Origin of the sequence: Ilumatobacter nonamiensis YM16-303, from assembly GCF_000350145.1 — a bacterium.
Classification (GTDB): Bacteria; Actinomycetota; Acidimicrobiia; order Acidimicrobiales; family Ilumatobacteraceae; genus Ilumatobacter_A; species Ilumatobacter_A nonamiensis.
Genome location: NZ_BAOL01000100.1, coordinates 18461 through 34461 on the forward strand (window position 1 = coordinate 18461; position 16001 = coordinate 34461).

Consider the following 16001-nt stretch of genomic DNA (forward strand, 5'->3'; position numbering starts at 1 on the left):
TGTGCGGTCAGAACAGGTCGGAGAACCGAACCGGTGTGGCGACGTCGAGTTGATCGAAGCCGCACGACTCCGGACTGCGGTCGGGGCGCCAGCGGACGAACCCGACACCGTGGCGGAAGCGACCGCCTTCGAGTTGGCCGAACGTGACCTCGGCGACGAGTCCCATCCGGATCGGGACGAACGACAGATCCTTGCCGGCGTTCCAGCGGCTTCCGGCCGACGGGGGCGTCGGCTTGCCCGCTGCGTCGTTCTCCGCCTTGCGCACCTGCTGCTCCTCCTGCCACGTCGCCCAGTCGACCCACGGGTGATCGATCAGCGCGTCGTCGCCCGCGCGCGGTGACAACTCGTCGAGCAGTTCGGCGCGGCGCTTCACACTGAACGACGCCGCGACGCCGACCGACCGCAGGTCACCGTCGCCGGTGTAGAGCCCGAGCAGCAGCGAGCCGACCCCGTTGCCGTCCTTGTGGATCCGGTAGCCGGGCACCGCGCAGTCGGCGGTTCGGACGTGCTTCACCTTGAGCAACGATCGCTTGCCCGGGGCGTACGGGCCGTCGACCGGCTTGGCGATCACTCCGTCGAGCCCGGCGCCCTCGAACGCCGAGAACCACTCCTCGGCCTGCGCTCGATCGGTCGACGCGGGCGTGATCCGCACGGTGTCGTTGACGTCGACGATGTCGAGCAGCACGGTGCGACGATCGACCATCGGATCGTCCATCAGCGATCGGTCGCCGACTGCGAGGACGTCGAACGCGACGAACTCGGACGGCGTCTCGGCCGCGAGTCGGTTGATGCGTGACTCGGCGGGATGGATCCGCTGGAGGAGCGCGTCGAAGTCGAGTCCGTGGTCGCCACCGTCGGGCACGACGATCTCGCCGTCGACGATGCAGCGATCCGGCAGCGCGTGCTTCAGCGGCTCGATCAGTTCGGGGAAGTACCGCGCGAGTGGTTTCAGCTTGCGCGAGAACAGCTCGATGCGATCCCCCTCGCAGAACACGACGCACCGGAAGCCGTCCCACTTCGGTTCGAACAGCCACTCCTCGTCCCCATCCGGAATCTTGCGGGACAACTTCGCGAGCATCGGCTCGACCGGAGGTTGCACCGGCAGATTCCAGGGTGTGTCGTCGACCTCGGCCATCTCCCGATTCTGGCGCATCCCTGCGACCATCCGCTTCGTTCTCGTCGCGGATCGCTGCGGATTCCGGGCGGAATCGCGACGGGAACACAGGTGGCCGGATGCGGACCGGGGCCGTTCGGGTCCACTGCGGTAGCTTCGGGGCCGTGACGATGCAAGAAAAGATCGCCGACCTCGCCGACCGTCGGGAGCAGGCACTGCACGCCGGCTCCGAGCGTTCGGTCGAACGCCAACACGAGAAGGGCAAGATGCTCGCTCGCGAGCGTCTCGACTACTTCCTCGACGACGATTCGTTCCACGAGCTCGACCTGCTCGCCCGCCACCGTGCCCACACGTCGGGCCTCGACGACCGGCCGTACACCGACGGTGTCGTCACCGGTTGGGGAACGGTCGAGGGCCGCAAGGTGTTCGTGTTCTCCCAGGACTTCACCGTGTTCGGCGGCGCGCTCGGCGAGGTGTTCGCCGAGAAGATCCACAAGTTGATGGACCTCGCCGCCAAGGTCGGCGCCCCGGTCGTCGGCCTCAACGACGGTGCGGGGGCGCGCATCCAGGAGGGCGTGGTCAGCCTCGCCAGCTACGGCGGCATCTTCCGTCGCAACGTGCAGGCGTCGGGCGTCGTCCCGCAGATCTCGGTGATCCTCGGCCCGTGCGCCGGTGGCGCCGTGTACTCGCCCGCGATGACCGACTTCATCTTCATGGTGCGCGAGACCAGCCACATGTTCATCACGGGTCCCGACGTCGTGAAGACGGTCACCGGTGAGGACGTCACCCTCGAGGAACTCGGCGGCGCGATGAGCCACGCGTCGAAATCCGGCGTCGCCACGTTCGTGTCGGGCGACGAGAAGGCGTGCCTGGACGACGTCCGGTTCCTGCTCGGCTTCCTGCCGTCGAACAACCTCGAGGAGCCGCCGGTCGAGGACCTCGGCGACGACCCCGACCGGTCGTGCCCCGAGCTGAACACGATCCTCCCCGATTCGCCGAACATGCCGTACGACATGGTCGAGCTGGTCGGCCACTGCGTCGATGACGGCGAGTTCTTCGAGTACTTCCCGCACTGGGCGAAGTCGATCATCTGCGGGTTCGCTCGCATCGACGGCAAGCCGGTCGGCATCGTGGGCAACCAGCCCAAGATCCTCGCCGGCGTGCTCGACATCGAATCCGCCGAGAAGGCCGCACGCTTCGTGCGCACGTGCGACTCGTTCAACATCCCGCTGATCACGTTCGTGGACGTGCCGGGCTTCCTTCCCGGTGTCGATCAGGAGTACGGCGGCATCATCCGCCACGGCGCCAAGCTCCTGTACGCGTACTGCGAGGCGACCGTGCCCCGCATCTCGGTGATCACCCGCAAGGCGTACGGCGGCGCCTACGTCGTCATGGACTCGAAGTCGATCGGGTCCGACTTGTCGTTCGCCTGGCCCTCGGCCGAACTCGCCGTGATGGGTCCGCAGGGTGCGGTCGAGATCGTCTACCGCCGTGAACTCCAGCAGGCCGCGGATCCCGCCGCCCGCCGCGCCGAGCTCGTCGAGGACTACACCGAGCGCTACGCGAACCCGTACGCGGCCGCCGAACGCGGTTACGTCGACGACGTGATCGAGCCGTCCGAGACACGCCGCAAGCTGGTGGCCGGTCTGCGGATGCTCTCCACCAAGCGCGAGGAACTCCCCAAGCGCAAGCACGGCAACGTCCCCCTCTGACAATGTTCGTCGGTGCCAGTCGCCGATGAACATTTTCGGTGCTCCACCTTCCTCGGATACTCTCACCGCCGTGTCACTGAACGATCTTCCTCCCCCGTCGGGTGTGGTGATGTCGCCTGCGCCCACCGACGAGGAAGCCGTCGCGATCATGGCCGCCACCGAGGCGCTGTGGCCGCGCCCGGTCATGATGGTCGCCGACGACGAAGCGCCCCGCACGCGGGCGTGGCGGTTCTCCGGACGCTGGTGGAGCAAGCCCGTTCCGTTCCGCCGGGACCGTCCCTTCCGGCCCTGACCCAATCGAACTGACACGCTCCCTCGTGCACGGCGTGGAATGATCACGAGATGAACGAGCCCGACGGCGCTCCGATCATCGACGTCACCACGGTGTCCGACACCGAAGCCGTCGTTCACGTGACCCGTCCCGGCACGTTCGACGTCGCGGTCCACCGCTTCGACGGTCTCGAAGCCGACACCGACCACCGCCTCGACGTTCCGGCGCCGGTCGGATCGTCATACGACACGGACGTCTTCGCCGTCCCGGTGCGCACCCTTCCGGCCCTGACGGGTGCGCGCCTCTCCGTGCTCGCCACCGTGAACGATGTGCACTTCGGCGAGCTCGCCGCGGGTCAGATCGACGACCTCGAGATGGGCCCGATTCGACGACCCGAACCCGGCGCCGAGCCGTACCCGGAGGTGATGAACCGCGGCGCGGCCCACGAGATCGATCAGATCGACGCCGACGCGGTGGTGGTGAAAGGCGACCTGTCGCTCGACGGGACCGACGACGAGTTCGCGGCGTTCGAGCGGTGCTACCGGGAACCCTTCGGTGACCGCTTGCACGTCGTGCGCGGCAACCACGACGGATACCGCCATCAATCGGACTACGCAGGCGACCAGCACATCGACCTCGACGGCGTGACGATCGCACTGATCGACACGGTGATCCCCGGTGCCACCACCGGCGACTTCACCATCGAACAAGCCGACTGGCTCGACGCGCTCGCCTCCGTATCGACGCAACCGGTGTTCGCCATGGGCCACCACCAGCAATGGATCGCGGGACCCGGCACCGACCCGCGCGATGCGAAACGCAGCGAGGACTACTTCGGCCTCCATCCGGACGCCAGCGACCGTCTCGATGACGTGTGTGCGCGCCGGAACTCGATCGTCGCGTATGCCGCGGGCCACACGCATCGTCACCGGCTGAGAGCGATGACCCGGTCCGGTGTCCCGAGCATCGAGATCGGTTGCACGAAGGACTTCCCCGGTACGTGGGCCGAGTACCGGGTCCACGACGACGGGATCATGCAGGTCGTGCACCGCGTCTCGTCCCCCGAGGCGTTGGCCTGGAGCGAATCGTGCCGCGGTCTGTACTCCGACTTCGACATCGACTACGCGACCTACGCGCTCGGCACGCTCGACGACCGCTGCTTCGTGATCCCCACGCATCGGTGAGGCGTCGCCGTCGTCCCGCCGGGTCGGCGCAAGGCTCCACTACGTTTGTCGCCGCATGGCCCGGATCACGACCGCTCTCGCCACGGCGGCCGTCGTCAGTGTGTCCGCCGTGAGTTGTGGTGGCCCGGACGATGATCCGGTGCTGGTGCTCGCAGCGGCCTCACTCACCGATGCGTTCGCCACGATGGAGACCGAGTTCGAAGCAGCGAACCCGGATCTCGACATCGAGGTCAGCTTCGGGGGGAGCAGCGCCTTGCAGGTGCAGGTCGAAGAAGGGGCTCCGGCCGACGTCGTCGCATTCGCCGACGCCTCACCGATGGCCGCACTGGTCGACGACGATCTCGTCGACGACCCCACGGTGTTCGCGACGAACGCACTGGTTCTCGTGACGCCGGCCGACAATCCCGGCGGTGTCACCTCCCTCGACGACCTGACGAACCCGGATCTGCTCGTCGGCGTGTGTGCCCCGCAGGTTCCGTGCGGTCGATATGCCGCGGAACTGCTCGACCGGGCGGAGGTCGACGCCTCGCTCGACACCCAGGAGCCCGACGTCCGCTCGCTCGCCGCCAAGATCGCTGCGGGCGAGCTCGACGCCGGACTGGTGTACGCGACCGACGTCGATGCGTTCCCGGACGAGCTCGAGCTGATCCCGCTTCCCGACGGAATCGCCGTACGCGCCGAGTACCCGATCGCGGCGGTGAGCGAATCGTCGCGCCCCGACGACGCCGAGCGGTTCCTCGACTTCGTCCTCTCCGCTGAGGGCCGGCAGATCCTCGCCGACGCCGGATTCGGGGAACGATGAGTCCGACGCGACGGCCGCCGTGGATCCTTGCGGTCCTGGCCACGATCGGCGCCGCACTGTTCGTGCTCCCGCTGATCGGGCTGCTGGGCGTGACGCCGTGGTCCGATCTCACCTCGCTCCTCACCGACGACGTGGTCACCGATGCACTGCGACTGTCGCTCGTCACGTCGATCGCCGCGGCGATCCTGGCGACCGTGCTCGGCGTGCCGCTGGCGTGGGTGCTGAGTCGCATCGACTTCCGTGGTCGGTCATTGCTCCGGGCGATCGTCACGCTCCCGATGGTGCTCCCGCCGGTCGTCGGCGGCGCCGCCCTCCTGTTCGCGCTCGGGCGACGAGGTGTCGTCGGCGAACCGTTGGCCGACGCGACCGGTCTGGTCCTGCCGTTCTCGACGTGGGGGGTCATCATCGCCAACACGTTCGTGGCGATGCCGTTCCTGGTGATCACGGTCGAAGGAGCGATGTCGTCACTCGACGGTCGGCACGAGCAGGCCGCGGCCAGCCTCGGAGCGTCGCCGCTGACCGTCTTCCGGCGGGTGACGTTGCCGATGATCGGACCCTCGCTCCGTGCGGGAATCGTGCTGGCGTGGGCACGGGCATTGGGCGAGTTCGGAGCCACGATCACCTTCGCCGGCAACCTCCAGGGCCGCACACAGACCCTGCCGTTGGCGGTGTTCGTGTCGCTCGACTCGAACCGTGACGCCGCCATCGCGATCAGCCTGATGATGGTCGTCATCTCCGTCGCCGTGCTGGTCGTCCTGGGCGGGCGCTGGTGGGGGCGGACGGCATGAGCGAATCGCTGAACGGCTTGACCGCACGCATCGACGTGCCGCGCTCCGAGTTCACGATCGACGTCGACCTCGACGTTCCATTTGGCAGCACCACCGCGTTGCTCGGTCCCAACGGCGCCGGGAAGTCGTCGATTCTGACCACGATCGCCGGGCTCGCCGACATCGCGGACGACGCCGAGGTCCGGGTCGTCGTCGATGGGCGCGTGCTGACCGATACATCTGCGGGGACGTGGGTTCCGCCGGATCAGCGACGTGTGGGAATCGTCTTCCAGGAGCACCGCCTGTTCGACCACCTGAGCGTGCTCGACAACGTCGCCTTCGGACCGCGATCCGCTGGTGCCCGATCTTCGGCCGCACGACGTGCGGCGACGCAATGGATCGACCTGTTGGATCTCGGCGCCCTCGTGAAACGGCGGCCGCACGAGCTGTCCGGCGGCGAGGCCCAGCGGGTCGCGATCGCACGAACGCTCGCCGCCGAGCCCCACGTCCTCCTGCTCGACGAGCCACTCGCCGCGCTGGACGTGACGACTCGATCCGAGATCCGCCGCGTGCTGCGCGACCAGCTCCGCGCGTTCCCCGGTCCACGGCTGTTGGTGACCCATGATCCGTCGGACGCGTTCCTGCTCGCCGATCGCCTGTTGGTCATCGAGTCCGGCCGGATCACGCAGGCGGGCACTCCCGACGAGATCCGCCACTCCCCCGCCACGCCGTACGTCGCCGCGCTGACGGGAACGAACCTGTACGTCGGCCGAGCCGACGACGGTTCCGTCGAGCTGGCCGACCACGACCACCGGTTCACGATCACCGATCACACGTTGGCGGGGGCGGTGATGCTGACCGTTCACCCGAATGCGGTGTCGCTCCATCCGGCCCAACCGACCGGGAGCCAGCGCAACACATGGGCGGCGGTCGTCGAGATCGTCGAACCGCTGGGCGATACGGTGCGCGTGACGCTGGGCGGCCCGGTGCCGATCGCCGTCGACGTCACGCCCGAAGCGGTCGCCGCGCTCGGTCTGCGCCCGGACGAGCCGGTCTGGGCGGCGGTCAAGGCAACCGAGATCTCCGTCAGCCCCGCGTGACCGGCGTTCGTCCGGACGGCATCCGCGAACTCTGAAGTACCCCCACGTCATGATGGACCCCATGTTGATTGCCGTGATGATCGTCGCCGTGTTGATGGCACTGGCCGCTGCCGGAGCCGCCTTCGTCTACGCCACCGCGCAGGGCGAACGCGCCGCTCAGCAGGCCGAAGCCGAGCGTTCGATGCAGCAGGCCACCACGTCCGATGCGGTGCAGGCGGCCGTGGATTCCGCAGTGACCCGTGCGGTCACCGAGGCTCGGGCACAGGCCAGCGCCGAGCGCGATGCCGCCGTCCAGGCCGCGCTCGAACAGTCGGCCGTACTCCAGCGCGAGCAGTTCGAGGCGTCGCTCGCCCGCCAGACCGCTCACCTCACCGCCACCACCACGCAGGTGCGCGAACAGCTCGATTCGACGACCAGCCAGCTCAAGGAGAACACGGCGGCCGATCTCGGCGCGAAGAAGGACGTCATCGACGCCCGACTCGACCAGGTCCACGCGGAGATGCGGGGCGAACTGGCGAAGGTCACCGAACTGCTCACCACCCTCGGCCAGACCAGTGCCCAGAAGTTCGGCGAGGTCGAGAACTCGATTCGTGCGCACATGGAGGTCGCGAACACGCTCTCGGAGTCGACGCAGGCGCTGCGCTCTGCGCTCGCGAATCCTCAGGCCCGCGGTCAATGGGGTGAGCGGATGGCCGAGGACGTGCTGCGGTTGGCGGGTTTCGTCGAGAACGTCAACTACGTCAAGCAGACCCAGATCGAGGGTGGAACCGGTCGCCCCGACTTCACGTTCAGCATGCCCAAGGGGCAGTCGCTGTTCATGGACGTCAAGTTCCCCATGGCCGCCTACCTCCGCTATCTGGAAGCCGGCACCGACGCCGAACGTGAAACCCACCTCAAGCAGTTCCTCACCGACGTCCGGGCCCGGGTCAAGGAACTCGCGAAGCGCGAGTACGCCAGCGCCGGCAGCGGCTCCTCGATCGACAACGTGCTGCTGTTCATCCCGAACGAACAGCTGACCGGGTTCATCCACGAGAATGATCCGGGCCTGTTGGAAGACGCCATGAGCCAGCAGGTCGTGATGTGCTCACCGTTGACGCTGTTCGCGTTCCTCGGCGTGATCCGTCAGGCGCAGGACAACTTCCAGATCGAGCAGACCAGCTCCGAGATCCTGCAACTGATCGGCAAGTTCGGAACGCAGTACACCAAGTACGCCGACCAGGTCGAGAAGGTCAAGAAGCGGTTCGAAGGTGTCGAGCGGGAGTTCGAGGCACTGTCGGGAACTCGTCGCCGTGCGCTCGAACGGCCGCTGCGGGAACTCGAATCGATCCGCCAGCAGCGGAACCTGCCCGTCGACGGCGAGCTGTTCGCCCTCGAGCCCGATGCCGACGACGAGACGCCGCCGAACGGCAACGTTCGCCAGCTCGGAGCCTGAGCGACCGCTCCGGGTGGTTCCGGTGGCAGGCTGAACGTGATGTCCCAGCCGGCTTTCGACTTCGACGACGCTCCGGTCGACGAGCCCGGCGACATCACGTTCTCCGTCGGTGAGCTGGCCGATGCGATCGACGATCAGCTGCGCCGCGGGTTCCGCGACGGCGTGTGGGTCCGGGGCGAGATCAACGGGCTGAAGCGCGGCGGGCCGCACATCTACTTCTCGCTCGTCGAGAAGGAGCGCGGGTCCGAGGCGAAGATCGAGGTCAAGCTGTTCGCGCCGGCGATCGCCCGTCTCACGCCGAAGCTCCGATCGAACCGACTCGATCTACGCGACGGCATGAAGGTCCGGATCCACGGATTCCTCGACTTCTACAAGCCGCGGGGCACCCTCGGCTTGAAGATGATCGACATCGACCCCCGGTACACGCTCGGCGAGATCGCCCAGTCACGTGACGAGATCCTCAGTCGGCTGGTCGCGAGCGGAATGACCGGCTTCAACAAGCGGCACCAGTTGTCGCCGATTCCGCTGCGGATCGGAGTTGCCGCCAGCGTCGAGTCGGCGGGCTTCGCCGACTTCCACAGCGAGCTCCTCGGGAGCGGTTTCGCATTCGACCTCGTCGTCGCCGACACCAGGGTGCAAGGCGACGGCGCCGACCGCATGGTCGCGGGGGCGATCGGCACGCTCGCGCGGGGCGCTCGCAAGGGAGTGCTCGACGCGATCGTCGTCATTCGCGGCGGCGGGGCGAAGAACGAACTCGCCGTGTTCGACAGCGAACGCATCGCCCACACGATCGCGATGGTCCCGTGTCCGGTGTTCACCGGCATCGGACACGAGGTCGACCGGACGATCGCCGACGAGGTCGCACACACCGCATTGAAGACGCCGACCGCATGTGCCGGCGCCCTCGTCGAGCACGTGGCGCGCTACGTCGACGACGCCGAGAACACGTTCGAAGCCATTGTCCGCCGATCGCTCGCGACGACCGACGAGGCCGACCGCACGCTCACCAACGTCGCGCATCGGATCGCCGGCCGAACCACGGCGGCCATCGAGCGCGCGAACGAACGGCTCGCGACTCGCCGGGATCGACTCGTCGCCACCGCTCCCGCAGCCCTCGCCCGCTCCACGGTCCGTCTCGACGCTGCCGGCGAGCGGCTGCTCGATCGAGCGACGATGACCATCGAACGCGAGACGAATCGCCTCGCGGTGCTCGAAGCGCGCATCGCCTCCGTCGACCCCGCGGTTCAACTCGCACGCGGGTGGACCATCACCCGCAACCCGAGCGGTGGCATCGTGCGGTCCACCGACGACGTCGCTCCCGGCGACACCCTCACCACCCACGTCATCGATGGCGCGATCACCAGCGTGGTCGACGCCGTCCAGCCCCGTCCCGACTCCGAAAGTGATGCCGACGCATGACCACCACCGACGCCAGCGACCACTCCGACACCACACCCGGCTACGCCGACGCCCTGCGCGAACTCGACGGCATCCTCCGCGAGCTGGAGGGATCCGACGTCGACGTCGACCGACTCGCCGAGCGAGTCGCGCGCGCCTCGGAGCTGATCACCGTCTGCCGCGACAAGATCACCACGGCCGACCTCCAGATCCGTCAGGTCACCGCCGACCTCGATGCCGCGGCCGACCTCGCCGCCGACCAGGAGAATTCGAGCACGAGATGACGTCACTCAGGGCACTGGTTAGCCTCAGCCACCATGCCCGGCAGTCCTCCCGCCTCCCTGTCTGAGCTGGCCGCGCGGGTCGATCGACGCCTCGACGAGTTCCTCACGGTCGAACACGAACGGTGGTCGTCGTTCGATCCCGAGCTCGCCCAGCCCATCGACGAGATCCGCCGGTTGGTCATGTCCGGCGGCAAGCGTCTCCGGCCGGCGTTCTGTCACTGGGGCTACGTCGGCGCCGGCGGCGGGACGGACGAACAGGAGGACATCGACGCGGGTGCAGCCTTCGAATTGATGCACGCATTCGCGCTGTTCCACGACGACGTGATGGACGACGCCGACTCACGACGCAACCAGCCAACCACCCACGTCGTCGCCGCGAAAGAGCACGCCGACAACGGATGGGCCGGCGAATCACGTCGTTTCGGAGAAGGCGTCGCGATCCTGGTCGGCGACCTCTGCTTCGTGTACGCCGATCAGCTCCTGCACGGCGCCAACTCCATCGCTGTGAGCACGTGGAACGAACTGCGCATCGAACTGAACATCGGTCAGTACCTGGACATCCTCGGAGGTGTCAGCCGAACCCGGGAAATCGCACGCGCCGAACGGATCTGTCGGTACAAGTCGGGGAAGTACACGATCGAGCGACCCCTTCATCTGGGCTCTGCGCTCGCGGCCCCGGAGCGCGCCGATGAGTTGTTCCCCGCGCTCAGCTCCTACGGCCTTCCGCTCGGCGACGCATTCCAGATGCGCGACGACGTCATGGGCGCCTTCGGCGACGAGGCACTCACCGGCAAACCCGTCGGCGGTGACCTGGTCGAGGGCAAGCCGACGCCACTGCTCGCACGGGCCACCCGTCGCGCGACACCGGGTCAACTCGAAGTGCTCGACCTCGTCGGCGATCCGACCATGAGCACCGACACGATCGCGCGGATCCAGCAGGTGATCGTCGAGACCGGAGCCCTCGACGAGCTCGAGGCACACATCTCAGTCCTCACCGAGACCGCCCTCACCGCGCTCGACACGGCGCCGATCACCGACGCGGCCAAGTCCGAACTCGCCGACCTCGCCGAGTACGTCAGCCAACGCACCACCTGATGCGAGCGTGGTCATCGGTGCCGGTCACCAACGGACATTCCCGGAGGCCGGCTCCGTGAAGGTCGTGGTCATCGGCGCCGGACTCGGCGGGCTGTCGGCAGCGGCGCACCTCGTGCGGTCCGATCACGACGTCACGATCGTCGAACGAGAGGAGATTCCGGGGGGCCGCGCCGGCGTCATCCGGTCCCACGGCTTCACCCTGGACAACGGTCCCACCGTGCTGACCATGCCCGACCTGCTCGAGGAGGCGTTCGCCGCCGCCGGGGCGACGATGGCCGACCACGTGACGATCAAGCCAGTCGATCCGATGTACCGCGCCTGCTATCCCGACGGATCGACACTGTTCGTCCGCCACGGTCGGGAGGCGATGACCGAGGAGATCCGACGATTCGCGAACGACCGCGAGGCCGCCGCGTTCGAACGGTTCTCCGACTGGCTCGCGCAGCTGTACGCGGTCGAGATGCGTTCGTTCATCGACGCGAACTTCGATTCGCCGCTCGATCTGGTGAAACCGTGGCGGGACGGACTGTCGCTGCTCAAGCTCGGCGGTTTCGGCAAGCTCGACAAGCGGGTCGCTTCGTTCTTCGACGACCCCCGCCTCCAGCAGATCTTCAGCTTCCAGTCGATGTACGCCGGACTGGCCCCCTACGAGGCCCTCGCGCTCTACGCCGTCATCACCTACATGGACTCGGTGCAGGGCGTGTTCGTCCCCGAGGGTGGCATGCATCAGATGGCCGCCGGACTCGCCGACGCGGTGGAGCGCGCCGGCGTCACGATCCGCTACTCGTCACCGGTCACCGAGATCGTGCGGGGCGCGAACGGTTCCGTTCGCGGCGTGCGGATCGGCCAGGGTGACGGCTCGGATCTGGTCGAGGCCGACGCGGTCGTCTGCAATCCGGACCTGCCGGTCGCGTACCGCGAGCTGCTCGGCGACGACGTTCGCGCCCCACGAGCCGCCCGGAAGGGCAAGTACTCGCCCTCCTGCCTCCTGTGGGTCGCTGGTGTCGAGGGGCTCCCACCCGCCGACGCTGCCCACCACAACATCCACTTCGGCAACGACTGGGACGGCTCCTTCAAGGCGATCATCGACGATGGCGTCCGGATGCCGGATCCCTCGATCCTCGTCACCCTGCACAGCCTCGACGATCCGTCGCTCGCTCCCGACGGCTGCACCAGCCTGTACGTCCTCGAGCCCACGCCCAGTCTGAGTGGGACGATCGACTGGTCGCGGGAACGAGACCGGATCATGGGGTCGCTCCGTCGCACGGTCCACTCGCTCGGCTACCCCACCGACGTCGTGGTCGAACAGATCTACGACCCGCAGGACTGGCAGCGCATGGGAATGGAGCAGGGCACTCCGTTCGCGCTCGCCCACACCTTCTTCCAGACCGGTCCGTTCCGCCCGAACAACGTCGACAAACGCGTGCCGGGACTGGTCTTCGCCGGCTCGTCGACCTTGCCCGGCGTCGGCGTGCCGATGGTGCTCGTGTCCGGGAAACTCGCCGCCCAACGCGTCGACCAGTACCACCGCTCCGGTGAGATGTGAGACGACCTGTGCGCCCGAATCCTCACCACAGAACGCGCCATCCCGCTGCGGTGAGATGTGAGACGACCTGTACCACTCACATCTCACCGAAAGACGGGGTTGCGGCGTGAGCACGAGATCGCTCCGCCTGCCGTTCCGTCGTCGACCACCGGTTCCGACGACCCGGTTGCTTCCCGAGGGTCCTGTCACGCTCGACGGGAGCTACGCCGTGTGCAAGGACTTCAACAAGCGCCACGGCACCACCTACTACTGGTCGACCAAGTTGCTGCCGCGGATCAAGCAGCACCACGTCCATGCCCTCTACGCATTCGCCCGCTACGCCGACGACATCGTCGACGAGATCCCGTCCCAGGGCGGCCGCGACGTTCCGACCGAGGACCGCGCGACCGCGCTGGCCGAATTCGGCGACCGCTTCTTCGCCGACCTCGCCGCCGGCCGCTCGGATGATCCCGTGCTCAAAGCCGTCGTCCACACGGTGCGCGGGTTCGACATCGACCCGGACGCGTTCCGTCGGTTCCTCACCTCGATGACGATGGACCTCACCGTCGAGTCCTACGCCACGTGGGATGATCTGCTCCGCTACATGGACGGGTCCGCCGCGGTGATCGGTGAGATGATGCTGCCGATCCTCGAGCCCTCGGACTACGACCTCGCCCTTCCTCGATCACGCGACCTGGGGAACGCGTTCCAGCTCACGAACTTCCTCCGCGACATCGACGAAGACCTCGATCGAGGCCGCCAGTACATTCCGCAGGAGGACGCGGACAAGTTCGGCGTCGACCTGGCGGAGCGTCGAATCTCGCCGGAATTCATCGATCTGATGCGATTCGAGATCGGGCGTTGCCGTGATCTGTACCGCTCCGCGGAGGTCGGCATCTCGATGCTGCCGGACCGCTCCGCGAAGTGCGTCCGTGCGGCGCACACCCTGTACGGCCAGATCCTCGATCAGATCGAAGCGCAGGACTACGACGTGTTCACGTCCCGTGCCTCGGTCTCGACGATGCACAAGGCTCGCGTCGTCGTCTCGCTGTTCCGATGACACGGATGACCGATCGGATCGCGGCCGTCGCCGGCGCCGTCACCGTTGCCGGGATGATCGCGACGCCGCTCCTTCCCCAACGCGGTCGTGGGCGACGGATCCTGTCGTCGGTCGTCGTGAGCGGCATGTGGGCGACCACGACCGCCAACGCGGTTCGGCGGTGGGGCGGGCGGCGAGCAGGCATCGCCGGCGCCTCGACCGTCGTCGCAACCGGAGCCGTCGAGCGGATCGGCACGCACACCGGTGTCCCGTTCGGTCGATACGCCTACACCAATGCGCTCCGGCCGCAGATCGCCCACGTCCCGGTCATCGTGCCGCTCGCGTGGTTCGGGATGGGACTTCCCGCACGGGAGGCAGCACATGCTGCGCTCGGCGAGCGCTCGACGGCGGCGACCAGGATCGCACTCGGGTCCGCAGCGATGACCGCGTGGGATCTGTTCCTCGATCCGCAGATGGTCGGCGAGGGATTCTGGGCGTGGGCGCGCCGAGGTGTCTATCGCGGCATCCCGCTCAGCAACTTCGCCGGATGGTTCGTCACCGGTCTCGCGATCATGGCGCTGTTCGAACTCGCGCTCCCCGTGCAGGACCCCGACGGGCGACGCCGCGACGTCGATGGATCGGCCGATGTTCGACTCGTCGGTCAATATGGGTACATGTCGGTCATGCAGACACTCGGGTTCGCACGGTTCTTCCGCGACCCCGTCGTTGCGACGGTGGGCGGCATCGGCATGCTCCCGCTCGCCACGGCAGCGGCGGTCCAACTCCGACGGAGAACAGCATGACTCGCGCCGTCGTCGTCGGTGGCGGTGTGGGAGGACTCGCGACCGCCATCCGCCTCCGCGCCGCCGGCCACGACGTGACGCTGCTCGAGCGGAACGCGGCCGTCGGCGGCAAGCTCGCCGCGTTCGAACGCGACGGCTTCATCTTCGATGTCGGCCCGTCGCTGGTCACGTTGCCTCACGTGCTCGACGAGATCTTCCAGGTCGCGGGAACATCTCTCGATGAACAGCTGACGATGGTGCGACTCGACCCTCAGTTCCGCTACTCGTGGCGAGACGGCTCACGGCTCGTCGTCCCCGACAACAGCGTCGACACCGCCGCGGAATTTGACGTGTTCGCTCGGGGCGCGGGCGAGCAGTGGCGCGAGTTCGACGAGAACGGACGCACGATCTGGGAGATCGCCGAGCGCACCTTCTTCGCGGGACCGATGTCCGAACCGAGCGCGCTGCTGCAGCGGATGGAGTCTCCGCGCGACCTGGTCGACATCGACGCGATGCGCACGCTCCGTCGAGCCGCTCGCGACACCTTCGACGACGACCGGCTCCGCCAATGGGCCGAACGGTACGCGACCTACTCGGGATCGTCCGCGGCGAGGGCGCCCGCGACGCTCGCGTGCATCCCTCACATCGAGGCGCGCTTCGGCTGCTGGTACCCGATGGGTGGGCTCGGCGCCCTTCGCAACGCGCTCGAAACGGTCGCGATCGACATCGGCGTTCTCATCCGCACCTCGACCGAGGTCGTGTCGATCACGTCGACACCGAACCGGGTCACCGGCGTCGAACTCGCGGACGGAGAGTTCATCGACGCTCCGATCGTCGTCGCCAACGTCGACGCCCAGCATCTCTACGACGACCTCATCCCGGACTCGGCTGCAGCGAAGGACGTGCGCAAGGCAGGCCGATCGACGAGTGGCTTCGCACTGTGCCTCGGAGTTCGCGGCCGCACGGAGAACATCGGCCACCACAACGTGTGGTTCTCCGACGACTCCTACCAGGAGACTCGCGCGCTCGACGCCGGACGACTCGCGCACGATCCCACGATCTACGGCTGCATCTCCGCCGTCACCGATCCGAGCCAGGCTCCCGAGGACAACGAGAACTGGTTCCTGCTCGTCAACACACCCCCCGGGGTGGAGGTGGATGCCGAGCACTATCGGGACCTCGTGCTCGAACGACTGGCGACCCACGGAGTCGAGCTCCGTCGCCGCATCCGGTTCTGCGCGCACATGACACCCGCCGACATCGAGCACAACTACCGCTCGCCGGGTGGAGCGATCTACGGCACGTCGTCCAACGGGCGACGTGCCGCGTTCGCGCGGCCCGCCAATCGGGGGACGAAGCGCGGGCTGTACCTCGTGGGTGGATCGAGCCACCCCGGCGGCGGCCTCCCCCTCGTGGCGACCAGCGCCCGCATCGTCGCCGACATGATCACCGACGACTGGTCATGACCCGTTCTCGTGAACAGTTCGCGCACGGAG

15 protein-coding genes are annotated in these 16001 nt (G+C 67.7%); 14 read left to right on the forward strand and 1 reads right to left on the reverse strand.

The window, feature by feature from the left end; genetic code table 11:
- Positions 1-7 precede the first annotated feature (7 nt).
- Positions 8-1153, reverse strand: coding sequence for an ATP-dependent DNA ligase (locus ON45_RS11015; protein WP_241432192.1), 1146 nt, complete (start codon positions 1151-1153; stop codon positions 8-10).
- A 131-nt stretch (positions 1154-1284) separates the two neighbouring features.
- Here ON45_RS11015 and ON45_RS11020 point away from each other — a divergent pair, with 131 nt between their 5' ends.
- The 14 genes from ON45_RS11020 (at position 1285) to ON45_RS11085 (ending at position 15971) form a co-directional block, all read left to right on the forward strand.
- A complete protein-coding gene (locus ON45_RS11020; RefSeq protein ID WP_083914783.1) occupies positions 1285-2826 on the forward strand; it encodes an acyl-CoA carboxylase subunit beta in 1542 nt (513 codons plus the stop codon).
- A gap of 70 nt (positions 2827-2896) precedes the next feature.
- The gene (locus tag ON45_RS11025) at positions 2897-3118 is read left to right on the forward strand and encodes a hypothetical protein (RefSeq protein WP_148288646.1); all 222 of its coding nucleotides are present in this window, start codon (positions 2897-2899) and stop codon (positions 3116-3118) included.
- A 50-nt stretch (positions 3119-3168) separates the two neighbouring features.
- Positions 3169-4281: a metallophosphoesterase family protein gene (locus tag ON45_RS11030; RefSeq protein WP_040493863.1), complete on the forward strand. Its 1113-nt coding sequence runs from the start codon at positions 3169-3171 to the stop codon at positions 4279-4281.
- Between the two features lie 55 nt (positions 4282-4336).
- Positions 4337-5083: a molybdate ABC transporter substrate-binding protein gene (modA, locus tag ON45_RS11035; RefSeq protein ID WP_040493864.1), complete on the forward strand. Its 747-nt coding sequence runs from the start codon at positions 4337-4339 to the stop codon at positions 5081-5083.
- Positions 5080-5871 (forward strand): ABC transporter permease, encoded by a 792-nt coding sequence (locus ON45_RS11040; protein WP_040493866.1) that lies wholly within the window; start codon positions 5080-5082, stop codon positions 5869-5871. The genes modA and ON45_RS11040 overlap by 4 nt, the downstream gene beginning before the upstream one ends.
- Positions 5868-6950, forward strand: coding sequence for a sulfate/molybdate ABC transporter ATP-binding protein (locus ON45_RS11045; RefSeq protein WP_051062908.1), 1083 nt, complete (start codon positions 5868-5870; stop codon positions 6948-6950). Before ON45_RS11040 ends, ON45_RS11045 begins: the two co-directional genes overlap by 4 nt.
- Positions 6951-7011: 61 nt before the next feature.
- Positions 7012-8382, forward strand: a complete 1371-nt coding sequence (gene rmuC, locus ON45_RS11050) for a DNA recombination protein RmuC (RefSeq protein ID WP_158412352.1) — start codon at positions 7012-7014, stop codon at positions 8380-8382.
- A gap of 39 nt (positions 8383-8421) precedes the next feature.
- Positions 8422-9801 (forward strand): exodeoxyribonuclease VII large subunit, encoded by a 1380-nt coding sequence (gene xseA / locus ON45_RS21420; RefSeq protein ID WP_051062906.1) that lies wholly within the window; start codon positions 8422-8424, stop codon positions 9799-9801.
- Positions 9798-10064, forward strand: coding sequence for an exodeoxyribonuclease VII small subunit (gene xseB, locus ON45_RS11060; protein ID WP_040493867.1), 267 nt, complete (start codon positions 9798-9800; stop codon positions 10062-10064). The genes xseA and xseB overlap by 4 nt, the downstream gene beginning before the upstream one ends.
- 33 nt (positions 10065-10097) lie before the next feature.
- A complete protein-coding gene (locus tag ON45_RS11065; RefSeq protein WP_040493869.1) occupies positions 10098-11159 on the forward strand; it encodes a polyprenyl synthetase family protein in 1062 nt (353 codons plus the stop codon).
- A 55-nt stretch (positions 11160-11214) separates the two neighbouring features.
- Positions 11215-12705, forward strand: coding sequence for a phytoene desaturase family protein (gene crtI, locus ON45_RS11070; protein WP_040493881.1), 1491 nt, complete (start codon positions 11215-11217; stop codon positions 12703-12705).
- Positions 12706-12811: 106 nt separating this feature from the next.
- Positions 12812-13744, forward strand: a complete 933-nt coding sequence (locus ON45_RS11075; protein ID WP_158412353.1) for a phytoene/squalene synthase family protein — start codon at positions 12812-12814, stop codon at positions 13742-13744.
- Between the two features lie 5 nt (positions 13745-13749).
- Complete coding sequence (locus ON45_RS11080) at positions 13750-14526, forward strand: carotenoid biosynthesis protein (protein WP_158412355.1); 777 nt, start codon at positions 13750-13752, stop codon at positions 14524-14526.
- Positions 14523-15971, forward strand: a complete 1449-nt coding sequence (locus tag ON45_RS11085) for a phytoene desaturase family protein (RefSeq protein WP_040493870.1) — start codon at positions 14523-14525, stop codon at positions 15969-15971. The genes ON45_RS11080 and ON45_RS11085 overlap by 4 nt, the downstream gene beginning before the upstream one ends.
- Positions 15972-16001: the final 30 nt, after the last annotated feature.

Bases quoted from the DNA above. Each gene is read 5' to 3' on its own strand.
- ON45_RS11080 (WP_158412355.1), top strand. From the start codon at position 13,750: ATGACCGATCGGATCGCGGCCGTCGCCGGCGCCGTCACCGTTGCCGGG.
- modA (WP_040493864.1), top strand. From the start codon at position 4,337: ATGGCCCGGATCACGACCGCTCTCGCCACGGCGGCCGTCGTCAGTGTG.
- ON45_RS11085 (WP_040493870.1), top strand. From the start codon at position 14,523: ATGACTCGCGCCGTCGTCGTCGGTGGCGGTGTGGGAGGACTCGCGACC.
- ON45_RS11040 (WP_040493866.1), top strand. From the start codon at position 5,080: ATGAGTCCGACGCGACGGCCGCCGTGGATCCTTGCGGTCCTGGCCACG.
- ON45_RS11045 (WP_051062908.1), top strand. From the start codon at position 5,868: ATGAGCGAATCGCTGAACGGCTTGACCGCACGCATCGACGTGCCGCGC.
- ON45_RS11020 (WP_083914783.1), top strand. From the start codon at position 1,285: ATGCAAGAAAAGATCGCCGACCTCGCCGACCGTCGGGAGCAGGCACTG.
- xseA (WP_051062906.1), top strand. From the start codon at position 8,422: ATGTCCCAGCCGGCTTTCGACTTCGACGACGCTCCGGTCGACGAGCCC.
- xseB (WP_040493867.1), top strand. From the start codon at position 9,798: ATGACCACCACCGACGCCAGCGACCACTCCGACACCACACCCGGCTAC.
- ON45_RS11065 (WP_040493869.1), top strand. From the start codon at position 10,098: ATGCCCGGCAGTCCTCCCGCCTCCCTGTCTGAGCTGGCCGCGCGGGTC.
- ON45_RS11030 (WP_040493863.1), top strand. From the start codon at position 3,169: ATGAACGAGCCCGACGGCGCTCCGATCATCGACGTCACCACGGTGTCC.
- rmuC (WP_158412352.1), top strand. From the start codon at position 7,012: ATGTTGATTGCCGTGATGATCGTCGCCGTGTTGATGGCACTGGCCGCT.
- ON45_RS11015 (WP_241432192.1), bottom strand. From the start codon at position 1,153: ATGCGCCAGAATCGGGAGATGGCCGAGGTCGACGACACACCCTGGAAT.